Annotated in this window: 18 protein-coding genes; 13 read left to right on the forward strand and 5 right to left on the reverse strand. The window is 56.9% G+C overall.

Translation table 11 applies throughout. The annotated features are described in order from the left end of the window. The first annotated feature begins 7 nt into the window (after positions 1–7). The 5 genes from S7A_RS11695 (at position 8) to S7A_RS11715 (ending at position 3,524) form a co-directional block, all read left to right on the forward strand. Positions 8–1,018: a Ppx/GppA phosphatase family protein gene (locus S7A_RS11695; RefSeq protein ID WP_009090803.1), complete on the forward strand. Its 1,011-nt coding sequence runs from the start codon at positions 8–10 to the stop codon at positions 1,016–1,018. A gap of 156 nt (positions 1,019–1,174) precedes the next feature. Continuing rightward, the gene (locus S7A_RS11700; RefSeq protein WP_009090805.1) at positions 1,175–1,423 is read left to right on the forward strand and encodes a YqjD family protein; all 249 of its coding nucleotides are present in this window, start codon (positions 1,175–1,177) and stop codon (positions 1,421–1,423) included. 166 nt (positions 1,424–1,589) lie between these two features. Continuing rightward, on the forward strand, positions 1,590–1,760 hold the full coding sequence (locus S7A_RS21515; RefSeq protein WP_009090806.1) for a hypothetical protein: 171 nt from the start codon (positions 1,590–1,592) through the stop codon (positions 1,758–1,760). Positions 1,761–2,124: 364 nt separating this feature from the next. After that, the gene (locus S7A_RS11710) at positions 2,125–3,186 is read left to right on the forward strand and encodes a glycosyltransferase family 9 protein (RefSeq protein WP_009090808.1); all 1,062 of its coding nucleotides are present in this window, start codon (positions 2,125–2,127) and stop codon (positions 3,184–3,186) included. Further along, entirely contained in the window at positions 3,186–3,524 is a 339-nt protein-coding gene (locus S7A_RS11715; RefSeq protein ID WP_033736329.1) for a DUF1493 family protein, read from the forward strand. Before S7A_RS11710 ends, S7A_RS11715 begins: the two co-directional genes overlap by 1 nt. Here S7A_RS11715 and S7A_RS11720 read toward each other — a convergent pair. The 3 genes from S7A_RS11720 to icd all read right to left on the reverse strand — a co-directional run bounded on the left by S7A_RS11720 (position 3,452) and on the right by icd (position 6,484). Then, positions 3,452–4,528 carry a glycosyltransferase family 9 protein gene (locus tag S7A_RS11720; protein WP_009090810.1) on the reverse strand — a complete coding sequence of 359 codons (1,077 nt, stop codon included), beginning with the start codon at positions 4,526–4,528 and terminating at the stop codon, positions 3,452–3,454. The two genes, S7A_RS11715 and S7A_RS11720, sit on opposite strands and share 73 nt — an antisense overlap. A 276-nt stretch (positions 4,529–4,804) precedes the next feature. After that, a complete protein-coding gene (locus S7A_RS11725) occupies positions 4,805–5,002 on the reverse strand; it encodes a hypothetical protein (protein WP_009090811.1) in 198 nt (65 codons plus the stop codon). Between the two features lie 231 nt (positions 5,003–5,233). Beyond that, entirely contained in the window at positions 5,234–6,484 is a 1,251-nt protein-coding gene (gene icd, locus S7A_RS11730; RefSeq protein ID WP_009090813.1) for an NADP-dependent isocitrate dehydrogenase, read from the reverse strand. Between the two features lie 104 nt (positions 6,485–6,588). Between icd and rluE the strand changes: the two genes are divergently transcribed. The 8 genes from rluE to S7A_RS11770 all read left to right on the forward strand — a co-directional run bounded on the left by rluE (position 6,589) and on the right by S7A_RS11770 (position 14,441). Beyond that, positions 6,589–7,251, forward strand: coding sequence for a 23S rRNA pseudouridine(2457) synthase RluE (rluE, locus tag S7A_RS11735; RefSeq protein WP_033736331.1), 663 nt, complete (start codon positions 6,589–6,591; stop codon positions 7,249–7,251). Between the two features lie 44 nt (positions 7,252–7,295). Next, a complete protein-coding gene (locus S7A_RS11740; protein ID WP_009090817.1) occupies positions 7,296–7,769 on the forward strand; it encodes an NUDIX domain-containing protein in 474 nt (157 codons plus the stop codon). A 42-nt stretch (positions 7,770–7,811) separates the two neighbouring features. Continuing rightward, a complete protein-coding gene (mnmA, locus tag S7A_RS11745) occupies positions 7,812–8,924 on the forward strand; it encodes a tRNA 2-thiouridine(34) synthase MnmA (RefSeq protein WP_009090819.1) in 1,113 nt (370 codons plus the stop codon). Between the two features lie 42 nt (positions 8,925–8,966). After that, positions 8,967–9,608, forward strand: a complete 642-nt coding sequence (hflD, locus tag S7A_RS11750; protein ID WP_009090821.1) for a high frequency lysogenization protein HflD — start codon at positions 8,967–8,969, stop codon at positions 9,606–9,608. A gap of 44 nt (positions 9,609–9,652) precedes the next feature. Continuing rightward, positions 9,653–11,023, forward strand: coding sequence for an adenylosuccinate lyase (gene purB / locus S7A_RS11755; protein ID WP_009090824.1), 1,371 nt, complete (start codon positions 9,653–9,655; stop codon positions 11,021–11,023). Positions 11,024–11,127: 104 nt separating this feature from the next. Next, positions 11,128–11,796, forward strand: a complete 669-nt coding sequence (phoP, locus tag S7A_RS11760; RefSeq protein ID WP_009090826.1) for a two-component system response regulator PhoP — start codon at positions 11,128–11,130, stop codon at positions 11,794–11,796. Positions 11,797–11,798: 2 nt separating this feature from the next. Next, the gene (gene phoQ / locus S7A_RS11765) at positions 11,799–13,259 is read left to right on the forward strand and encodes a two-component system sensor histidine kinase PhoQ (protein WP_009090827.1); all 1,461 of its coding nucleotides are present in this window, start codon (positions 11,799–11,801) and stop codon (positions 13,257–13,259) included. Between the two features lie 57 nt (positions 13,260–13,316). Then, positions 13,317–14,441: a cupin domain-containing protein gene (locus S7A_RS11770; protein ID WP_009090829.1), complete on the forward strand. Its 1,125-nt coding sequence runs from the start codon at positions 13,317–13,319 to the stop codon at positions 14,439–14,441. A gap of 59 nt (positions 14,442–14,500) precedes the next feature. Here S7A_RS11770 and pepT read toward each other — a convergent pair whose 3' ends face one another. After that, positions 14,501–15,730, reverse strand: coding sequence for a peptidase T (gene pepT / locus S7A_RS11775; RefSeq protein WP_009090830.1), 1,230 nt, complete (start codon positions 15,728–15,730; stop codon positions 14,501–14,503). 199 nt (positions 15,731–15,929) lie between these two features. Beyond that, positions 15,930–16,763 carry a Sir2 family NAD+-dependent deacetylase gene (cobB, locus tag S7A_RS11780; protein ID WP_033736333.1) on the reverse strand — a complete coding sequence of 278 codons (834 nt, stop codon included), beginning with the start codon at positions 16,761–16,763 and terminating at the stop codon, positions 15,930–15,932. Between the last annotated feature and the right edge of the window lie 88 nt (positions 16,764–16,851).

Genomic DNA, 16,851 nt, shown 5'->3' on the forward strand with positions numbered 1-16,851 from the left:
AGTTGCTATGCGTTCTGCTGCACTGTCTGCTGTTACCCTCTTCTGTTCGCTCTTTTTCGCCACGTCTGCCCTAGCCGATCGCTGCCAGCAAATTCGCGCCGGTCTTGATATCGGTTCCGGCACCACCAAAATCGCGGTGGCCCGCGTCAATGTCTGCCAGTCGCGCATTGAAAAAGTGCTCTATCAGGATCAGCGCGCCGTCGCCTGGAACGATGCGCTGGCACATGCTCCCGACAATCAGCTCACCCCGGCGATCGCCCGCCAGGGCGCCGCGGCGCTGCAGCAGCTTCTGGCCCATGCTCAGCGCTTTCATCCTCAGCGCATCAGCGGCGTGGCGACCGCCGTGTTTCGCAACGCCCGCAATGGTCAGGCGGTCATTGACGATCTGCAGCGGCAGACCGGGGCGCAAATCAGCCTGATCTCACAGCAGCAGGAGGCGAAGCTCGGCTTCCTCTCCGCCAGAGCCGCGCTGAACGATCCCGCGATCCGTGATGAGCAGTTGCTGGTCTGGGATATTGGCGGCGGATCGATGCAGATGACCGCCTGGCGACAGCAGGCCGGTCAGCCGGTAGCTGACATCTATCAGGGGAAGCTGGCTTCCGTGACGCTGAAAAACTTTATCCTGCGCGTGCTGAAGAACAGCCCGGATGCCCCGTCACCCAACCCGATTGGCTCCTGGCGGCAGTCCGTGCTGCGCTTCGTGCAGTTTTATGCCACTAACGAGGTCAGCCCGCAGATCAAACAGGATGTGGCGGGTCGCCGGGTCATCGGTATTGGTGGTGTGCACGGGTTTTCCATCCGCAATCAGTTACCGGGCAGACCCCATCACTACACACTGGCAGCATTGCGCCAGCTCTCTCAGCAGCAGGTCTGGAAGGGTGACAGTGAACTGTCAGGCGACTATCGCGCCACGGACGTCAGCAACCTGTTGCTGGTTGAAGGCTATATGGAGGCGCTGAAAATCAACGAGGTGACCATCGTGGAGGCCAGTCTGCTCCAGGGCGTGCTGCTGCAATAGCCCTGTCTCTGCCCTGCTCCGCCTCCGGCTGAGCCGCTGACACCGCGCCATTAACAGCCGGACATAATTTTTTAGCCTCTGATTTGCCTCTGACGGAGCAGGATTCACTATCTTTGCTACGCTTTGAGTGTCTCACTTAAAACCAAGGAGCAACAGATGTCAGGAAAAATCGAAGATAAAGTAAAAGAAGCCGCTGGCGCAGTTCAGGAACAATGGGGCGCAGCAACCGGCTCTTCTGAGCATCAGGCTAAAGGCGCCGCGCGCCGTTATGCCAACCAGGCAAGCTACGCGGCACGCGATGCTGCTGACTGCATCAAGGATCAGGTTCAGTCTAATCCTGTTGCCGGTCTGGCTGTTGCGGCAGGCGTCGGTGTTGTCCTCGGCTTTCTGCTGGGCCGCAAGTAATCCTGCAGAACGTCAGCAGAACGGAAGCCGGTGGCTTCCGTTTTTTTTCGCTCACAGCGACGTGCCGCTGAGAAACATCTGAAAAATAACCCTTTTCAGGCCAGATCGCGGTCAGTCACTATGATTAAGTGAGCTTCCCTTTTTCTGACAACATCAAGGTGACCTTATGAAAACGATTCCTGCCCTGCTGCTCGTTGCAGCGACGCTGACCTCTCTGGCGGGCTGCTCACACCAGAGCAGCGCGATTAAAGAAGATGGACGCCCTCATGCCCCAAGCGGTCAGTCCTCACCAGGCGGCACGCTCGGCTCCGGCCCGGTGGGTCAGCCTCAGTCCTGATTTCCGGCCCCGGCTCTGACGCCGGGGTCTGTTTTTAGTGCGCGGCATTAACCGATAGCGCGCATAAAATAATGTCACTCATTGTTATCCTGCTATTAGTTATTACTGCAATTAACATCACATGCAAAATAAAATAATTTTTTAAGATTCATCCCAGTCCTTTTCAATAAGCCCCTACTCTCTTTACGCAATCCTGTAAATACACCCTGAATAAACAACACAGAAATTGTGGAAACAGTTTAAACAGATCCTCTACAGCGTTTAAAAAAACATTTCCGTAATGAACTTTCTCGCTGAAACTATTCTCTAATCACGCATAATGATTTTTGTTTAATTTAATTGATACGTGAAAGAGAATTGAGACGTGAAGAAAAAAAAGATTTATCTGATAGACCGCCTTTTAACGCTTTATTCTCGATTTTCCGGCAGAAGACAACCGCAGGCCCTGCAGCAGCTGAACCCGGAGACCGTGGTCATTTACTCCACCACCGCGCTGGGCGATTTCCTGATGAATACGCCCGCTATCTGGAGCCTGAAAAAACGCTTTCCTGCCAGTAAATTTATTCTGGTCTCCAGCCTGAAAAATAAGGATCTCGTCAGCCGCTATCCCTGGTTCGATAAGATTTATATCTGGGATAACAAACTGGCAAATTTTCTGCCGTTATTTTTCAAACTGCGTCGCCATAAACCTGAACTGTCCGTCATATTACACGCACATTTCCCCTACGATATTATGAGCTCGGTACTGACCGGCAGTCAGGCTATTTTACGCGACCATTACGGCAGCGAATCGCCGGTACTGAATAAATATCTCGACCACTATTCGGGTTATTTCGACGACCACACCATCAAGCGTAAGCTGAAATTAATTGAAGCACTGGGCGCAGAGACGCAGCAGACCCGGATGCATCTGCCAGAGCTGAATAGCAGTGCCACGGCAAACGCGTCGCATCGCCGCATCGGGTTTCAGCTGGGGGCATCGAAAGATATTCGCCGCTGGCCGCTGGAGTCGTTCAGTCAGCTGGCCACCGCCCTGCTTGCGCGCTGGCCTGACAGTGAAATCGTTGTGACCGGTACAGCGGCTGAGCAACCGCTTGAGCAGGCGTTTATCGCCAGCCTGCCGCCGCACTGCCGGAAAAATGTGACGCCAATGGCGGGCAAAACAAACCTCAGTGGCCTGATTACCCTGATCCGCTCGCTGGATCTGCTGGTCACCGGCGACACCGGCCCGCTGCACATCGCCGTGGCGGCGCAGACCCCGACCGTCAGCCTCTTCTCCACCGCTAACCCGCGCTATACCGGCCCCTGTCAGGACAGCGATCGCCACATTATCATTCACCGTCCGGATAAGACGGCGACGCAGCATCCCATGGCGTCGATTAAGGCGGAAGAGGTTGAGCAGGCCGTGGCGCAACTGGTGGGATAATGAACCGCTTATCTGCCGCCATTATTACGCTGATTGAATATCATAATCAGCCGACCCCGCTGGGCTGGTTCCGCAGAGTGGACCGGCCGGGTTTTCACCTGCAACAACTTCCGCTGAATGAGGTGGAATTTGCGCTGCTGATGAGCGACTTTTTTCTCACGTTTAACGTCAGCGCCGACCATTATGATGAGGCCCGCTATTTTCCGGCAGCGCAACGGCGACGCTTGGCTTTCACTCCCGGATTCAGAGCCGGCGCTGAACCGGCTTACCGCCCTGTCACCGTCGCGATGCTGTCTGAGGCGGCCAGCCGGGGATGCTGGCCTGAAGAGGATGACTGAATCAGGGTATGGACAACGGCGTCATAGACTTCACAGCTGTTCAGCGCGTTAACATTCCGTGACGCGGGCTGCAGCACCTGATAATTCACCTGCCAGGGATGCCAGCACGCCGGGTCGCTGTCGCCAAACAGCGCCACCACCGGCAATCCCAGCGCCGCACCGATGTGCATCGCCCCGCCATCACTGCTCACGAGCCCCTGACATAACGACATCGCCGCGATCAGTTGCGGCAGGCTGGTCGTTGAGACCGCTCTGATCGGCAGGTGCGGGCAGAGCGCCATGATGTCTGCGGCTTTTTCATCATCACCCGGATGACGCGGATTATCGCGACTGCCGGGTGACCACAGCAGCATGATCTGGCAGGGGTGGTGAGCGGCAATCTTCTCAGCCAGTCCGGCAAAACGTGTCGCTTCCCACTGCTGGCTCGTCTTTCGGGCGCTGATTTGCAGCGCATACACCGGGAGGCCGGCATCAATCGCGTAAGTGTCGCGCAGGCTGGCGGCAAGAGCGGCGTCAGGCCGCAGCGTCAGTCTGCCCGGTCTGTTTTCACGGAGATTGAAGGGGCGTCCCAGGCTGAACAGCGTTTCGCTGATATGGCACGGCGACGGGTCGGGCGGTGGCAGCAGGTCGGTAATCAGAGGATGTGACTGCTCTCCCAGGGCGATAACTCTTGCCGGACGGAGGCTCTTTACCCATTTCAGGCCATGCTGATCCCAGCGGCTTTTCGCCAGTATCACCACCTCATAGCGTTGCTTTTTCAGGGTCAGCATCAGCTTCAGCCGCTGCAACAGGCAGGTCACTCTTCCCTGCCCTGACTCCCGGTGATGCAGTTTGGTGTAAAAGAAGAGCTGCCGGATATCGGGGTTATGCGCCAGCACGGGGGCAGCGTAATTGTTCGTCAGTACATCGACCTGATACTGTCCCGACTGCGCCAGCGCACTGATGAGCGGCGTGGTCAGTAACGTGTCGCCAATATTATCCCTGCAAATAATTAAAACTCGCATGTCTGACATCCTCTGCGCACAGTCTGTGCTGGCTGGCTAAAAATAAGACGTCCCCGTTAACGCTCGTGGAATGCTAACGTAACGGTACAGTCAGCTGATTAGTCAGCGAAGTGTCAGATTGGTTCAACAGTTGCCATATTGTTAAAACATGAGGCCGGGCAGAGCGGATGAATACGCTTAACGGGTTTGGGCAGTTAGCCGGCTTCCGGCAGGGAGAGCGTCAGGATCATTCGGCCCGGCACAGAATATGCCGGGCACGCAGTTTTCAGGACGAGATTAATGAAGCCTGTCGTCTAACAGCTCAAGGGCGACCCGATAAATCAGCCCAGGCTGGGCATCGGGTAACATCCGCTTGATTTTATCCTCCAGGGCGCGGTTCGTGACGGCCTGATTATCCGCCAGTAATTCCAGCACAGCCTGACCAAACATCAGGCGACAGATATAAATCGCGTCTTTGGTATATTTTGCGTCCATAAATCCTCCTTATGAATGAGTGTTTACAGTAACGGGATTCAGACGCTGAAGAATGGCCGATGCAGGGGCGCTGCCTTTTTTTGCAGTGGCATCAGACAATCCGATTTACAGAAATATTAAAACGCGATGATGTCACTGAAGGGTCACGTGAGGCGGAGAAAGAGAAAAGCGTGGAACGCGGGCACAAAAAAGCCGGCACAGAGCATGACCCTGTGCCGGCCGCATCAGACATTACATATTTTCGATGATCGCGTCACCAAACTCTGAACATTTCAGCAGTTTAGCGCCATCCATCAGACGTTCGAAATCGTAAGTCACGGTCTTGTTAGCGATAGCGCCTTCAACACCTTTAACAATCAGGTCAGCCGCTTCGAACCACTCCAGGTGGCGCAGCATCATCTCTGCCGACAGGATCACGGAACCTGGGTTCACTTTATCCTGGCCTGCATACTTCGGCGCAGTGCCGTGCGTGGCTTCAAACAGCGCGCACTCGTCACCGATGTTGGCGCCAGGTGCGATACCGATACCACCGACCTGAGCCGCCAGGGCGTCAGAGATGTAGTCACCGTTCAGGTTCATACAGGCGATAACGTCATATTCAGCCGGACGCAGCAGGATCTGCTGCAGGAACGCATCCGCGATCACATCTTTAACGATGATCTCTTTGCCGGTGTTCGGGTTTTTGAACTTCATCCACGGGCCGCCGTCGATCAGCTCGCCGCCGAACTCTTCTTTCACTAACTGGTATCCCCAGTCTTTGAAAGAGCCTTCGGTGAACTTCATGATGTTGCCTTTGTGAACCAGGGTCAGTGAATCACGATCGTTGGTGATGGTGTATTCCACTGCCGCACGCACCAGACGCTTGGTTCCCTCTTCGGAGCATGGCTTAACGCCGATACCGCACTGCTCAGGGAAGCGGATTTTCTTCACGCCCATCTCTTCGCGCAGGAACTTGATCACTTTGTCCGCTTCGGCAGAGCCCGCTTTCCACTCGATACCCGCATAGATATCTTCGGAGTTTTCACGGAAGATCACCATGTCGGTCTCTTCAGGACGTTTAACCGGGCTTGGCGTGCCTTTGTAGTAACGAACCGGACGCAGGCAGACGTAGAGGTCAAGCTCCTGACGCAGGGCCACGTTCAGTGAACGAATACCGCCGCCGACCGGGGTGGTCAGTGGACCTTTGATCGCAACGCGATATTCTTTGATTAAATCGAGGGTTTCCTGAGGCAGCCAGACGTCCTGGCCGTAGAGTTCGACTGATTTCTCACCGGTGTAAATCTCCATCCAGGAAATTTTACGCTCGCCGTTGTAGGCTTTCTTCACCGCCGCGTCGACCACTTTCAGCATGACCGGGGAAACATCAACACCGATACCGTCACCCTCGATGTAAGGAATGATCGGATTGTTTGGCACTGTCAGCTTGCCCTGATTCAGGGTGATTTTTTGACCTTCCGCCGGAACAACTACTTTGCTTTCCATTAACCTCTCCTGGGCGTTTGTTAATGATTTGTAAGATGCGCGTCAATACTACTTGAATATTTACGCCACGCCAATCACCGCAATTTCACGTTATAATGCGCCGAATGTTTCTGACTGCAAAGCCCATGCGAAAAACTTCTCAACGAATTCACCAGGATAAACGATTCAGCCGTCCGGCGCGTGATGCGCGACGTACGCCTGCCCGCCCTGCGGCCCCGCGCCGCGTGATTCTCTTTAACAAACCCTTCGACGTTCTGCCGCAGTTTACGGATGAAGCGGGCCGCCGCACCCTGAAGGATTTTGTTACTGTTGCCGGGGTCTATGCCGCAGGCCGCCTCGATCGTGACAGTGAAGGCCTGATGGTGCTGACCAACGACGGCGCCCTGCAGGCCGCGCTGACTCAGCCCGGCAAACGCACCGGCAAAATCTACTACGTGCAGGTTGAAGGCGCGCCACAGGAGGCGGATCTGCAGCCGCTGCGGGATGGGGTTAATCTGAAAGATGGCCCGACCCTGCCCGCTGGCGTGGAAAAAGTCGATGAACCCGAATGGCTCTGGCCACGCCAGCCGCCGATCCGCGAGCGTAAAAACATTCCGACGCAGTGGCTGAAGGTCACGCTGTATGAGGGGCGTAATCGTCAGGTTCGCCGCATGACCGCCCACATCGGCTTTCCAACCCTGCGCCTGATTCGCTATGCCATGGGTCACTACAGCCTCGACGATCTGGCCCCTGGAGCGTGGCGCGAGATCGGCTCAGACCCTGTCTGACAACCGAACTTTCATAACCTCAGGTTAACAATTGCGGAGAAGGGATGTTTAAACCTCATGTTACGGTCGCCTGTCTGGTTCAGGCGGAAGGTGAGCTGCTGGTGGTGGAAGAGACCATCAACGGACGCGCCACCTGGAACCAGCCAGCCGGCCATCTGGAAGCGGATGAAACGCTGCATGAAGCCGCGGCGCGTGAACTCTATGAAGAGACCGGCATCGTGGCGCAGATGGACTATTTCATTGCGATTAACCAGTGGATAGCCCCCGACACCACGCCTTTTGTGCGTTTTCTGTTTGGGGTCGATCTGCCGGAAAAAGTGGTGACGGAGCCGCAGGACAGCGACATCGACTGCTGCTGGTGGCTGCCGCCAGCGCAGATTCTCACGGCATCTAACCTGCGTTCGCCGCTGGTGGCGGAAAGCGTCCGCCTGTGGCAACAGGGCACGCGCTACCCGCTTCATCTGATCAGCCCGTTCCGGTGGCCGTTTCACGAGGGTGCGCGTCTGCCTTCTGCATGATAGAATGCGCCGCCTGTTTTTTTATCGTAATGCGAGCGTGTCATGTCTGACAACAGCCAGAAAAAAGTGATCGTCGGTATGTCCGGCGGCGTCGATTCTTCCGTTTCCGCCTGGTTACTACAGCAGCAGGGTTACCAGGTTGAAGGCCTGTTCATGAAGAACTGGGAGGAGGACGATGGCGAGGAGTATTGTACCGCCGCGGACGATCTGGCGGATGCGCAAGCGGTGTGCGACAAGCTGGGTATGAAGCTGCACAAGGTTAACTTTGCCGCGGAATACTGGGATAACGTCTTCGAGCATTTCCTCGAAGAGTACAAAGCGGGCCGCACCCCTAACCCCGACATTCTCTGTAACAAAGAGATCAAATTCAAAGCGTTCCTGGAGTTCGCGGCTGAGGATCTCGGCGCTGACTTCATCGCTACCGGTCACTATGTGCGCCGTCAGGATGTCGCTGGCCAGAGCCAGTTGCTGCGCGGCCTGGATGGCAACAAAGATCAGAGCTACTTCCTCTACACCCTGAGCCACCAGCAGATTGCGCAGAGCCTGTTCCCGGTCGGCGAGCTGGAAAAGCCGGAAGTGCGCCGCATCGCTGAAGAGCTGGACCTGATTACCGCGAAGAAGAAAGATTCGACCGGCATCTGCTTTATCGGCGAGCGTAAATTCCGCGACTTCCTGGCACGCTATCTGCCGGCCCAGCCAGGCGAGATTGAAACCACTGACGGCCAGATCGTCGGTGAGCACCAGGGGCTGATGTACCATACCCTGGGACAGCGCAAAGGCCTGGGTATCGGTGGCCTGAAAGAGAGCAAAGATGATCCCTGGTATGTGGTCGACAAAGATGTGGCGCGGAACCGCCTGATTGTCGCTCAGGGCGGCGATCATCCGCGTCTGATGTCGGTGGGACTGATTGCGCAGCAGCTGCACTGGGTCGATCGTCAGCCGATCACCGCCCCGCTTCGCTGCACCGTAAAAACCCGTTATCGTCAGACCGATATCCCCTGTGAGATTATTCCTCACGGTGACGATCGGATTGAAGTGCGCTTCGATGAGCCGGTTGCGGCGGTGACGCCCGGCCAGTCTGCGGTCTTTTATCTTGGCGATATCTGCCTCGGTGGCGGTATTATCGAACAGCGTCTGCCTTTCGTGACAGAGTAAGCGGGCGCAGCCCCTATTGATGACGCGTAAACAGGAGTAACCGTGGCGAAAAATTATCAGGAAATTACGCTGGCGCTGGCGGGCATCTGTCAGTCCGCGCATCTGGTGCAGCAGCTGGCTCAGCAGGGTCACTGCCAGCCAGAGGCGCTGACCGTTTCGCTGCGCAGCGTGCTGGATCTCAATCCTGACTCCACGCTGGCCGTGTTTGGCAACAATGAAGCCAACCTGCGTCTCGGACTGGAAACCCTGATGGCGGTGCTGAACAGCAGCAGTCGCCAGGGTGCCGGTGCCGAACTGACCCGTTACACCCTGAGCATGATGGTGCTGGAACGTAAACTCAGCGCCAGCAAGTCTGCCATGGCGACCCTGGCCCAGCGCATCAGTCAGCTGGATCGCCAGCTGGCGCATTATGAGCTGGAATCCGATACCATTCTCAGCGCCATGGCGGGCATCTATGTCGATGTCATCAGCCCGCTTGGCCCGCGGATTCAGGTGACCGGTTCCCCTGCCGTGCTGCAGAACAGCCAGGTTCAGAGTAAAGTGCGCGCTACCCTGCTGGCCGGTATCCGCGCGGCGGTGCTCTGGCAGCAGGTCGGTGGTGGCCGACTGCAACTGATGTTCTCGCGTCAGCGTTTGCTGCGTGAAGCGAAAACCCTCTTATCCCGGCTGCCACTGACCTACTAAGTCGGTGTGGCCAAACACTGCTAAATGATTCAGGAGTTGCACTGATGGAATTATCCTCTCTGACCGCCGTCTCACCTGTCGATGGTCGTTACGGCGACAAAGTCAGCCCGCTGCGTGCGATTTTCAGCGAATTTGGTCTGCTGAAATTCCGCGTTGAGGTTGAAGTTCGCTGGTTACAAAAACTGGCCGCGACCGCAGAGATCAAGGAAGTTCCTGCATTTGACGCTGACGCAAACGCTTTCCTTGATGCAATTGTCGCCGGTTTTTCCGAAGAAGATGCCGCGCGCATCAAAACCATCGAACGCACCACCAACCACGATGTGAAAGCGGTCGAGTACTTCCTGAAAGAAAAAGTCGCCGACACGCCTGCATTGCACGCCGTCTCTGAATTTATCCACTTCGCCTGCACCTCGGAAGATATCAACAACCTGTCGCACGCGCTGATGCTGGAAACAGCCCGCCGTGACGTGCTGCTGCCTTACTGGGCGCAGCTGATTGGCGCGGTGAAGGGTCTGGCCAGCGAATACCGTGATATTCCGCTGCTCTCCCGCACCCACGGACAGCCGGCAACGCCGTCAACCATGGGTAAAGAGATGGCAAACGTGGCGTACCGCCTTGAGCGTCAGTTACGTCAGCTGAAGCAGATCGAAGTGCTGGGCAAAATCAACGGCGCAGTGGGCAACTACAACGCCCACATTGCTGCCTACCCGGAAGTGGACTGGCACGCGCTGAGCGAGAATTTTGTCACCTCGCTGGGGATCACCTGGAACCCCTACACCACGCAGATCGAGCCGCACGACTATATCGCCGAGATGTTCGACTGCATCGCCCGCTTCAACACCATCCTGATCGACTTTGATCGCGATATCTGGGGCTACGTGGCGCTGAACCATTTCAAACAGAAAACCATTGCGGGTGAGATTGGCTCGTCAACGATGCCGCATAAGGTCAACCCAATCGACTTCGAAAACTCCGAAGGCAACCTGGGTCTGGCGAATGCGGTCATGCAGCATCTGGCCAGCAAACTGCCGGTGTCGCGCTGGCAGCGTGACCTGACCGACTCTACCGTGCTGCGTAACCTTGGCGTCGGCGTCGGTTATGCGCTGATCGCCTATCAGGCGACGCTGAAAGGCATCTCAAAACTGGAAGTGAACCGCGAACGTCTGCTGGACGAACTGGATCACAACTGGGAAGTGCTGGCGGAGCCGATCCAGACGGTGATGCGCCGTTACGGCATCGAGAAGCCTTATGAGAAGCTGAAAGAGCTGACGCGCGGCAAACGTGTGGATGCCGCCGGTATGCAGGCCTTTATCGACAGCCTGGCGCTGCCGGAAGAGGAAAAAGTGCGTCTGAAGCAGATGACGCCAGCAAACTATATCGGTCGCGCTGTCCGGATGGTTGACGATCTGAAATAATGCCCGCCGCAGACCGGCTCACTCCGGTCTGCGTTAACATCCTGTTTAATACATTTCGCGTATACTTTCTGCAGGTTGACTCAAACAGAGTGTAAGGACTTTCTATGCGTGTTCTGGTTGTTGAAGACAATGCCCTGCTGCGCCATCATCTCGCCGTCCAGTTACGTGACATGGGCCATCAGGTCGATGCCGCCGAAGACGCCAAAGAAGCCGACTATTTTCTTCGGGAACATCTGCCCGATATCGCGCTGGTGGACCTCGGCCTGCCGGATGAAGATGGCATGTCGCTGATCCGTCGCTGGCGCGGCGACGCCGTGCGCCAGCCCATTCTGGTGCTGACAGCCCGCGAAGGGTGGCAGGCCAAAGTCGAAGCGCTGGAAGCCGGTGCCGACGACTACGTGACCAAACCGTTTCATATTGAAGAGGTGGCCGCCCGGCTGCAGGCGCTGATGCGTCGCAACAGTGGTCACGCCTCGCAGATTATCGATATGGCCCCCTTTCAGGTCGATCTCTCCCGCCGGGAACTCACCGTCAATGAACAGCCGGTGAAGCTCACCGCCTTTGAGTACACCATCGTCGAGACGCTGATTCGTAACGCGGGCAAAGTGGTCAGCAAAGATTCGCTAATGCTCCAGCTCTACCCGGATGCGGAACTGCGTGAAAGCCACACCATCGACGTACTGATGGGCCGCCTGCGCAAAAAGATTCTAGCGCTGCACCCCACTGACGTGATCGCCACCGTGCGTGGCCAGGGTTACCGCTTTGATCTCTGACCATGTCCTGGTTTAATCGTTATCGCCCGATTTCGCTGCGTGCCCGCTTTCTGCTGGCCTCCGCAGCGATTGTTCTGTTTCTCTCCCTCTCTTACGGCATGGTCGCAGTCATTGGCTATGTGGTGAGCTTTGATAAAAACACCTATCGCGTCATGCGTGGTGAGAGCAACCTCTTCTTTACGCTGGCGCAATGGCATGACAACAAGCTCACCATCGCCCAGCCGGAGCGGATGACGCTCAACTTCCCGACGCTGGTGTTTATCTACGACGAGCGCGGCAAGCTGCTGTGGCAGCAGCGCGACGTTCCGGATATCCGCAAAAAGATCCGCCATGAATGGCTGCTGAAGCCCGATTTTTACGAGATTGACACCAGCAACCGCACCAGCATGCTGGCGATGGGGAACAACCTGAATGCGCAGCGACGCCTCAATGACTGGGATAACGACAGCAACGATACCTTTACCCACTCGGTGGCTGTCAACCGTTACGATGCCACCACCAATCTGCCTGCGCTCACCATCGTGGTGGTCGACTCGATCCCGCAGGAGCTTCAGCACTCGGACGTGGTCTGGTCGTGGTTCAGCTACGTGCTGGCCGCCAACCTGATCCTGATTGTTCCGTTGCTGTGGCTGGCCGCGCACTGGAGTCTGCGGCCCATCGGTGCGCTGACTCATCAGGTGCGCGAACTGGAGACCAGTCAGCGCGAAAACCTGGACGACAATCCCCCACAGGAGCTGCGCAGCCTGGTGCGCAATCTCAATCTGCTGCTGACCAATGAGCGGCAGCGTTATACCCGCTATCGCACCACCCTCTCTGACCTGACCCACAGCCTGAAAACGCCGCTGGCCGTATTGCAGAGTACGCTGCGCTCGCTGCGCAACGGCAAAGAGCTGACGGTGGAAGAGGCAGAACCGGTAATGCTGGAGCAGATCAGTCGTATCTCGCAGCAGGTCGGATATTACCTGCACCGCGCCAGTATGCAGGCCGATCACAATCCGCTGCAGCGCGATCTGCATTCGGTCTCGGGCCTGCTCGACAGCCTCTGTTCGGCCCTGAATAAAGTCTATCAGCGTAAGGGCGTGGCGATTACCCTGGATATCTCCCCGGAGCTGACCTTTGTGGGTGACCAGAATGACTTTATGGAAGTGCTGGGTAACGTGCTCGATAACGCCTGCAAATATTGCCTGGAATTTATCGAAGTGAGCGCGTTTCAGAGCGACAAGGCGCTGCATCTCTATATCGATGACGATGGCCCGGGCATCCCTGAAAGCAAGCGCGACCTGGTGTTTGTTCGCGGACAGCGGGCCGATACGCTGCGTCCCGGCCAGGGATTAGGTCTGGCCGTGGTGCGCGACATTCTTGAGCAGTATGAAGGTAACGTCATCGCCTCCGGCAGTGCACTCGGCGGAACCCGCATGGAAGTGATCTTTCAGCGGCAGGAAGTCGAACATCGCCGCGAGTAGAAAAGCCGCCGGGCTGTTATACTTGCTGGCATTTACAGCCCTAAGCGGAACTCTTTTATGGACTATCAGCTCGATCTTAACTGGCCCGATTTTATTCAGCGCTACTGGCAGAAACGCCCGGTGGTGCTGAAGCGTGGCTTTAAAGACTTTGTCGATCCGATTTCACCGGATGAACTGGCCGGACTGGCGATGGAAAACGAGGTGGATAGCCGCCTTGTCAGCCATCAGGATGGCAAATGGCAGGTCAGCCACGGCCCGTTTGAGAGCTACGATCACCTGGGCGAGAACAACTGGTCGCTGCTGGTACAGGCGGTCAATCACTGGCACGAACCCTCTGCTGCGCTGATGCGCCCTTTCCGTTTCCTGCCTGACTGGCGCATTGATGACCTGATGGTGTCGTTTGCTGTACCTGGCGGCGGCGTCGGCCCCCATTTTGATCAGTACGATGTCTTTATTATTCAGGGAACCGGTCGCCGTCGCTGGCGCGTCGGTGAAAAAGTGCCGATGAAGCAGCACTGCCCGCATCCCGATCTGCTGCAGGTTGAGCCGTTCGAGGCCATCATTGACGAAGAGCTGGAGCCGGGCGATATCCTCTACATTCCACCAGGATTCCCGCACGAAGGCTATTCGCTGGAGAACGCCCTGAACTACTCTGTCGGTTTCCGTGCCCCCAGTGGCCGCGAGCTCATCAGCGGCTTTGCGGATTATGCTCTGGCAAATGAGCTGGGCAGCCTGCGCTTCAGCGACCCGGATGTCCCGGCGCGCGAATGCCCGTCGCAGATCCTGCCGCAGGAGATTGAAGGTGTGCGTCAGCTGATGCTGGATGTCGTTAACCAGCCGGAGCATTTCGCGCACTGGTTTGGCGAATTTATTTCGCAGTCGCGCCATGAGCTTGATGTGGCCCCGCCGGAGCCGCCTTATCAGCCTGATGAAATTTATGATGCGCTGCAGCAGGGCGATGCCCTGAGCCGCCTGGGCGGCCTGCGTGTATTAACGGTTGGCGATGCGGTGTATGTCAACGGTGAGCGGGTCGAATGTTCACGCCCTGAGGTGATGGCGGTGCTGGCGCATCACTCCCGCATCACGCTGGATGATCTGGGCGATGCGCTGGATGATCCGGCAGTGCTGGCGCAGATCGCCGGTCTGGTGAATGCCGGGTACTGGTATTTTGGTGACGAATAACCGGTAGGCCGCTTCCGGAATCAGGCTCTCTGCCCCTCAGGTCAGAGAGCCTTCTCTCATTATCCCTTCTTCTGCGCCGCCAGTTCTGACAGACGCACAATCACTTCCACCGTTTTCGCCATGATGTTCAGCGAGGCGAACTCGTGCTTGCCGTGATAGTTGTACCCCCCGGTAAAGATGTTCGGACAGGGCAGCCCTTTCCACGACAGCGACGACCCATCGGTGCCGCCACGAATCGGTTTCACCACCGGTTCAATGCCGCAGTCACGCATCGCCTGCAGGGCCAGGTCAATGATATGCGGGAACGGCTCGACTTTTTCACGCATGTTGCGATAGCTGTTGGTGATCTCAACGGTGACGGAACAGTCAGGATGCAGGGTTTTGTTAATCTCCGCAGCGATCTGCAGTAGCGTCTGTTTCCGCTGTTCAAAACTTTCCGTTTCAAAGTCACGGATGATGTAGAGCATCTCGGCGTGCTCGACACTGCCCTTGATCTGATGCAGATGATAGAAGCCCTCGTAGCCGTCGGTAAACTGCGGTTTCTCACGGGCCGGTACCGCCGCGTGGAACTGATTTGCCAGCTCCAGCGCATTCACCATCACCCCTTTGGCGGAGCCAGGGTGGACGTTGTTGCCGACGATGCGGACCGTGGCCGAGGCGGCATTGAAGTTCTCATATTCGAACTCACCCAGATCGCTGCCATCAATGGTATAGGCCCAGTCGGCGGCGAAGCCTTCCACATCAAAGTGAGAAGTGCCGCGTCCGATCTCTTCGTCAGGCGTAAAGGCCACGCGGATCGCCCCGTGCGGCGTATCACTCGCCGCCAGCTGCGCCATCGCCGTCATGATCTCTGCAATGCCCGCTTTGTCATCCGCACCGAGCAGGGTTTTGCCGTCGGTGGTAATCAGCGTATGACCGATTAATTTGTGCAGCACCGGAAACATGACCGGCGACAGGATCTCATTGCCACTTCCCAGCGCGATGTCACCGCCGCGATAGTTTTCAATGATCTGGGGATTCACATGCTTCGCCGTGAAATCAGGCGACGTATCCATGTGGGAGATGAAACCGATGACCGGGGTGGGCCAGTCGACATTGGCAGGCAGCGTGCCCATAACACAGCAGTGATCGCTTAAGGTGACATCGACAAATCCCAGCGCCAGCAGCTCTTCCTGCAGCTGCCGTGCCAGCGTCCACTGCCCTTCGCTGCTGGGCACCTGGCGCGCCTGCGGCTTAGCCTGAGTTTCAACGGCCACATAACTTAAAAAGCGCTCAAGTAACTGTTCCATATCCCATCCTTTAAAAGTGCTGTGCGGTATTATTCACCGATCGGCCTGTCACAACGTTGCGTAAAATCATCAGCAGACAGGTTAGCGCTGTCGCTGACCTTCAGCAAAGTAATAAGCCCGAAAAAAACCCTGATGACGAGATTGTTGCATCGGGGCAGACGTCGTCGATAACAACAGGGGCGGCCATCGCCGCCCCTGTTTATTTATAAAGACCGCGCAGTAGCTTGTGCACGAACTCCGGCACCACTTCACTCGCCAGGCCGTAATGCCGCTCGGCAAACTCGTTGCCCACCTGGCTCGGCTCCAGATTCAGCTCAACGGTATGCGCGCCCTGCAGTCTGGCTTCGTGAACAAAGCCCGCCGCCGGATAGACGTGGCCCGAGGTGCCGATGGCGATAAAATAGTCGGCCTGTTCCAGCGCCTGATAAATCTGTTCCATGCCCAGCGGCATCTCACCAAACCAGACCACATGCGGTCGAAGTGCGGAGGGAAACTGGCAGCAGGTGCAGCGATCGTCAGGAGTGATATCGCCGCTCCACTCAATCACCTGGCCGCTGGTCACACAGCGCACTTTTAACAGCTCGCCGTGCATATGCAGCACCCGGCTGTTTCCGGCGCGCTCATGCAGGTTGTCGATGTTCTGCGTAACCAGCAGAAAATTATCGCCTAACACCTGCTCCAGCTCCGCCAGCGCCAGATGGGCCGCGTTGGGCTGAATCTCTGCCTGCTGCAGCTGCTGACGGCGCGCATTGTAGAAGCGCTGCACCAGCGCGGGATCGCGCTGGAAGCCTTCCGGTGTCGCCACATCTTCTACGTGATGCTCTTCCCACAGACCGTCAGCCGCGCGAAACGTACGAATGCCGGACTCGGCGGAAATACCTGCGCCGGTCAGGATCACCACATGCGGCAGAGGGTGGGCGGCCAGTTCGGCCTGACGATCGCGCTCAAATATGCGCTGACGAAAGCGCTGATGCACTTTTCGCCGGGTTTTCTTCAGGCGGGCAAGTCGTATGCGGCGACGTGGTGTTCGCATAAAATCTCCTGGCGTAGCAGCTGCGGCGAGCTGCTCTGAACAGATTCCGGGTAAACATCACCCGATGGTAACGGTTGCCAGGGGCAGA

Origin of the sequence: Pantoea sp. Sc1, from assembly GCF_000255315.1 — a bacterium.
Taxonomy (GTDB): domain Bacteria; phylum Pseudomonadota; class Gammaproteobacteria; order Enterobacterales; family Enterobacteriaceae; genus Pantoea; species Pantoea anthophila.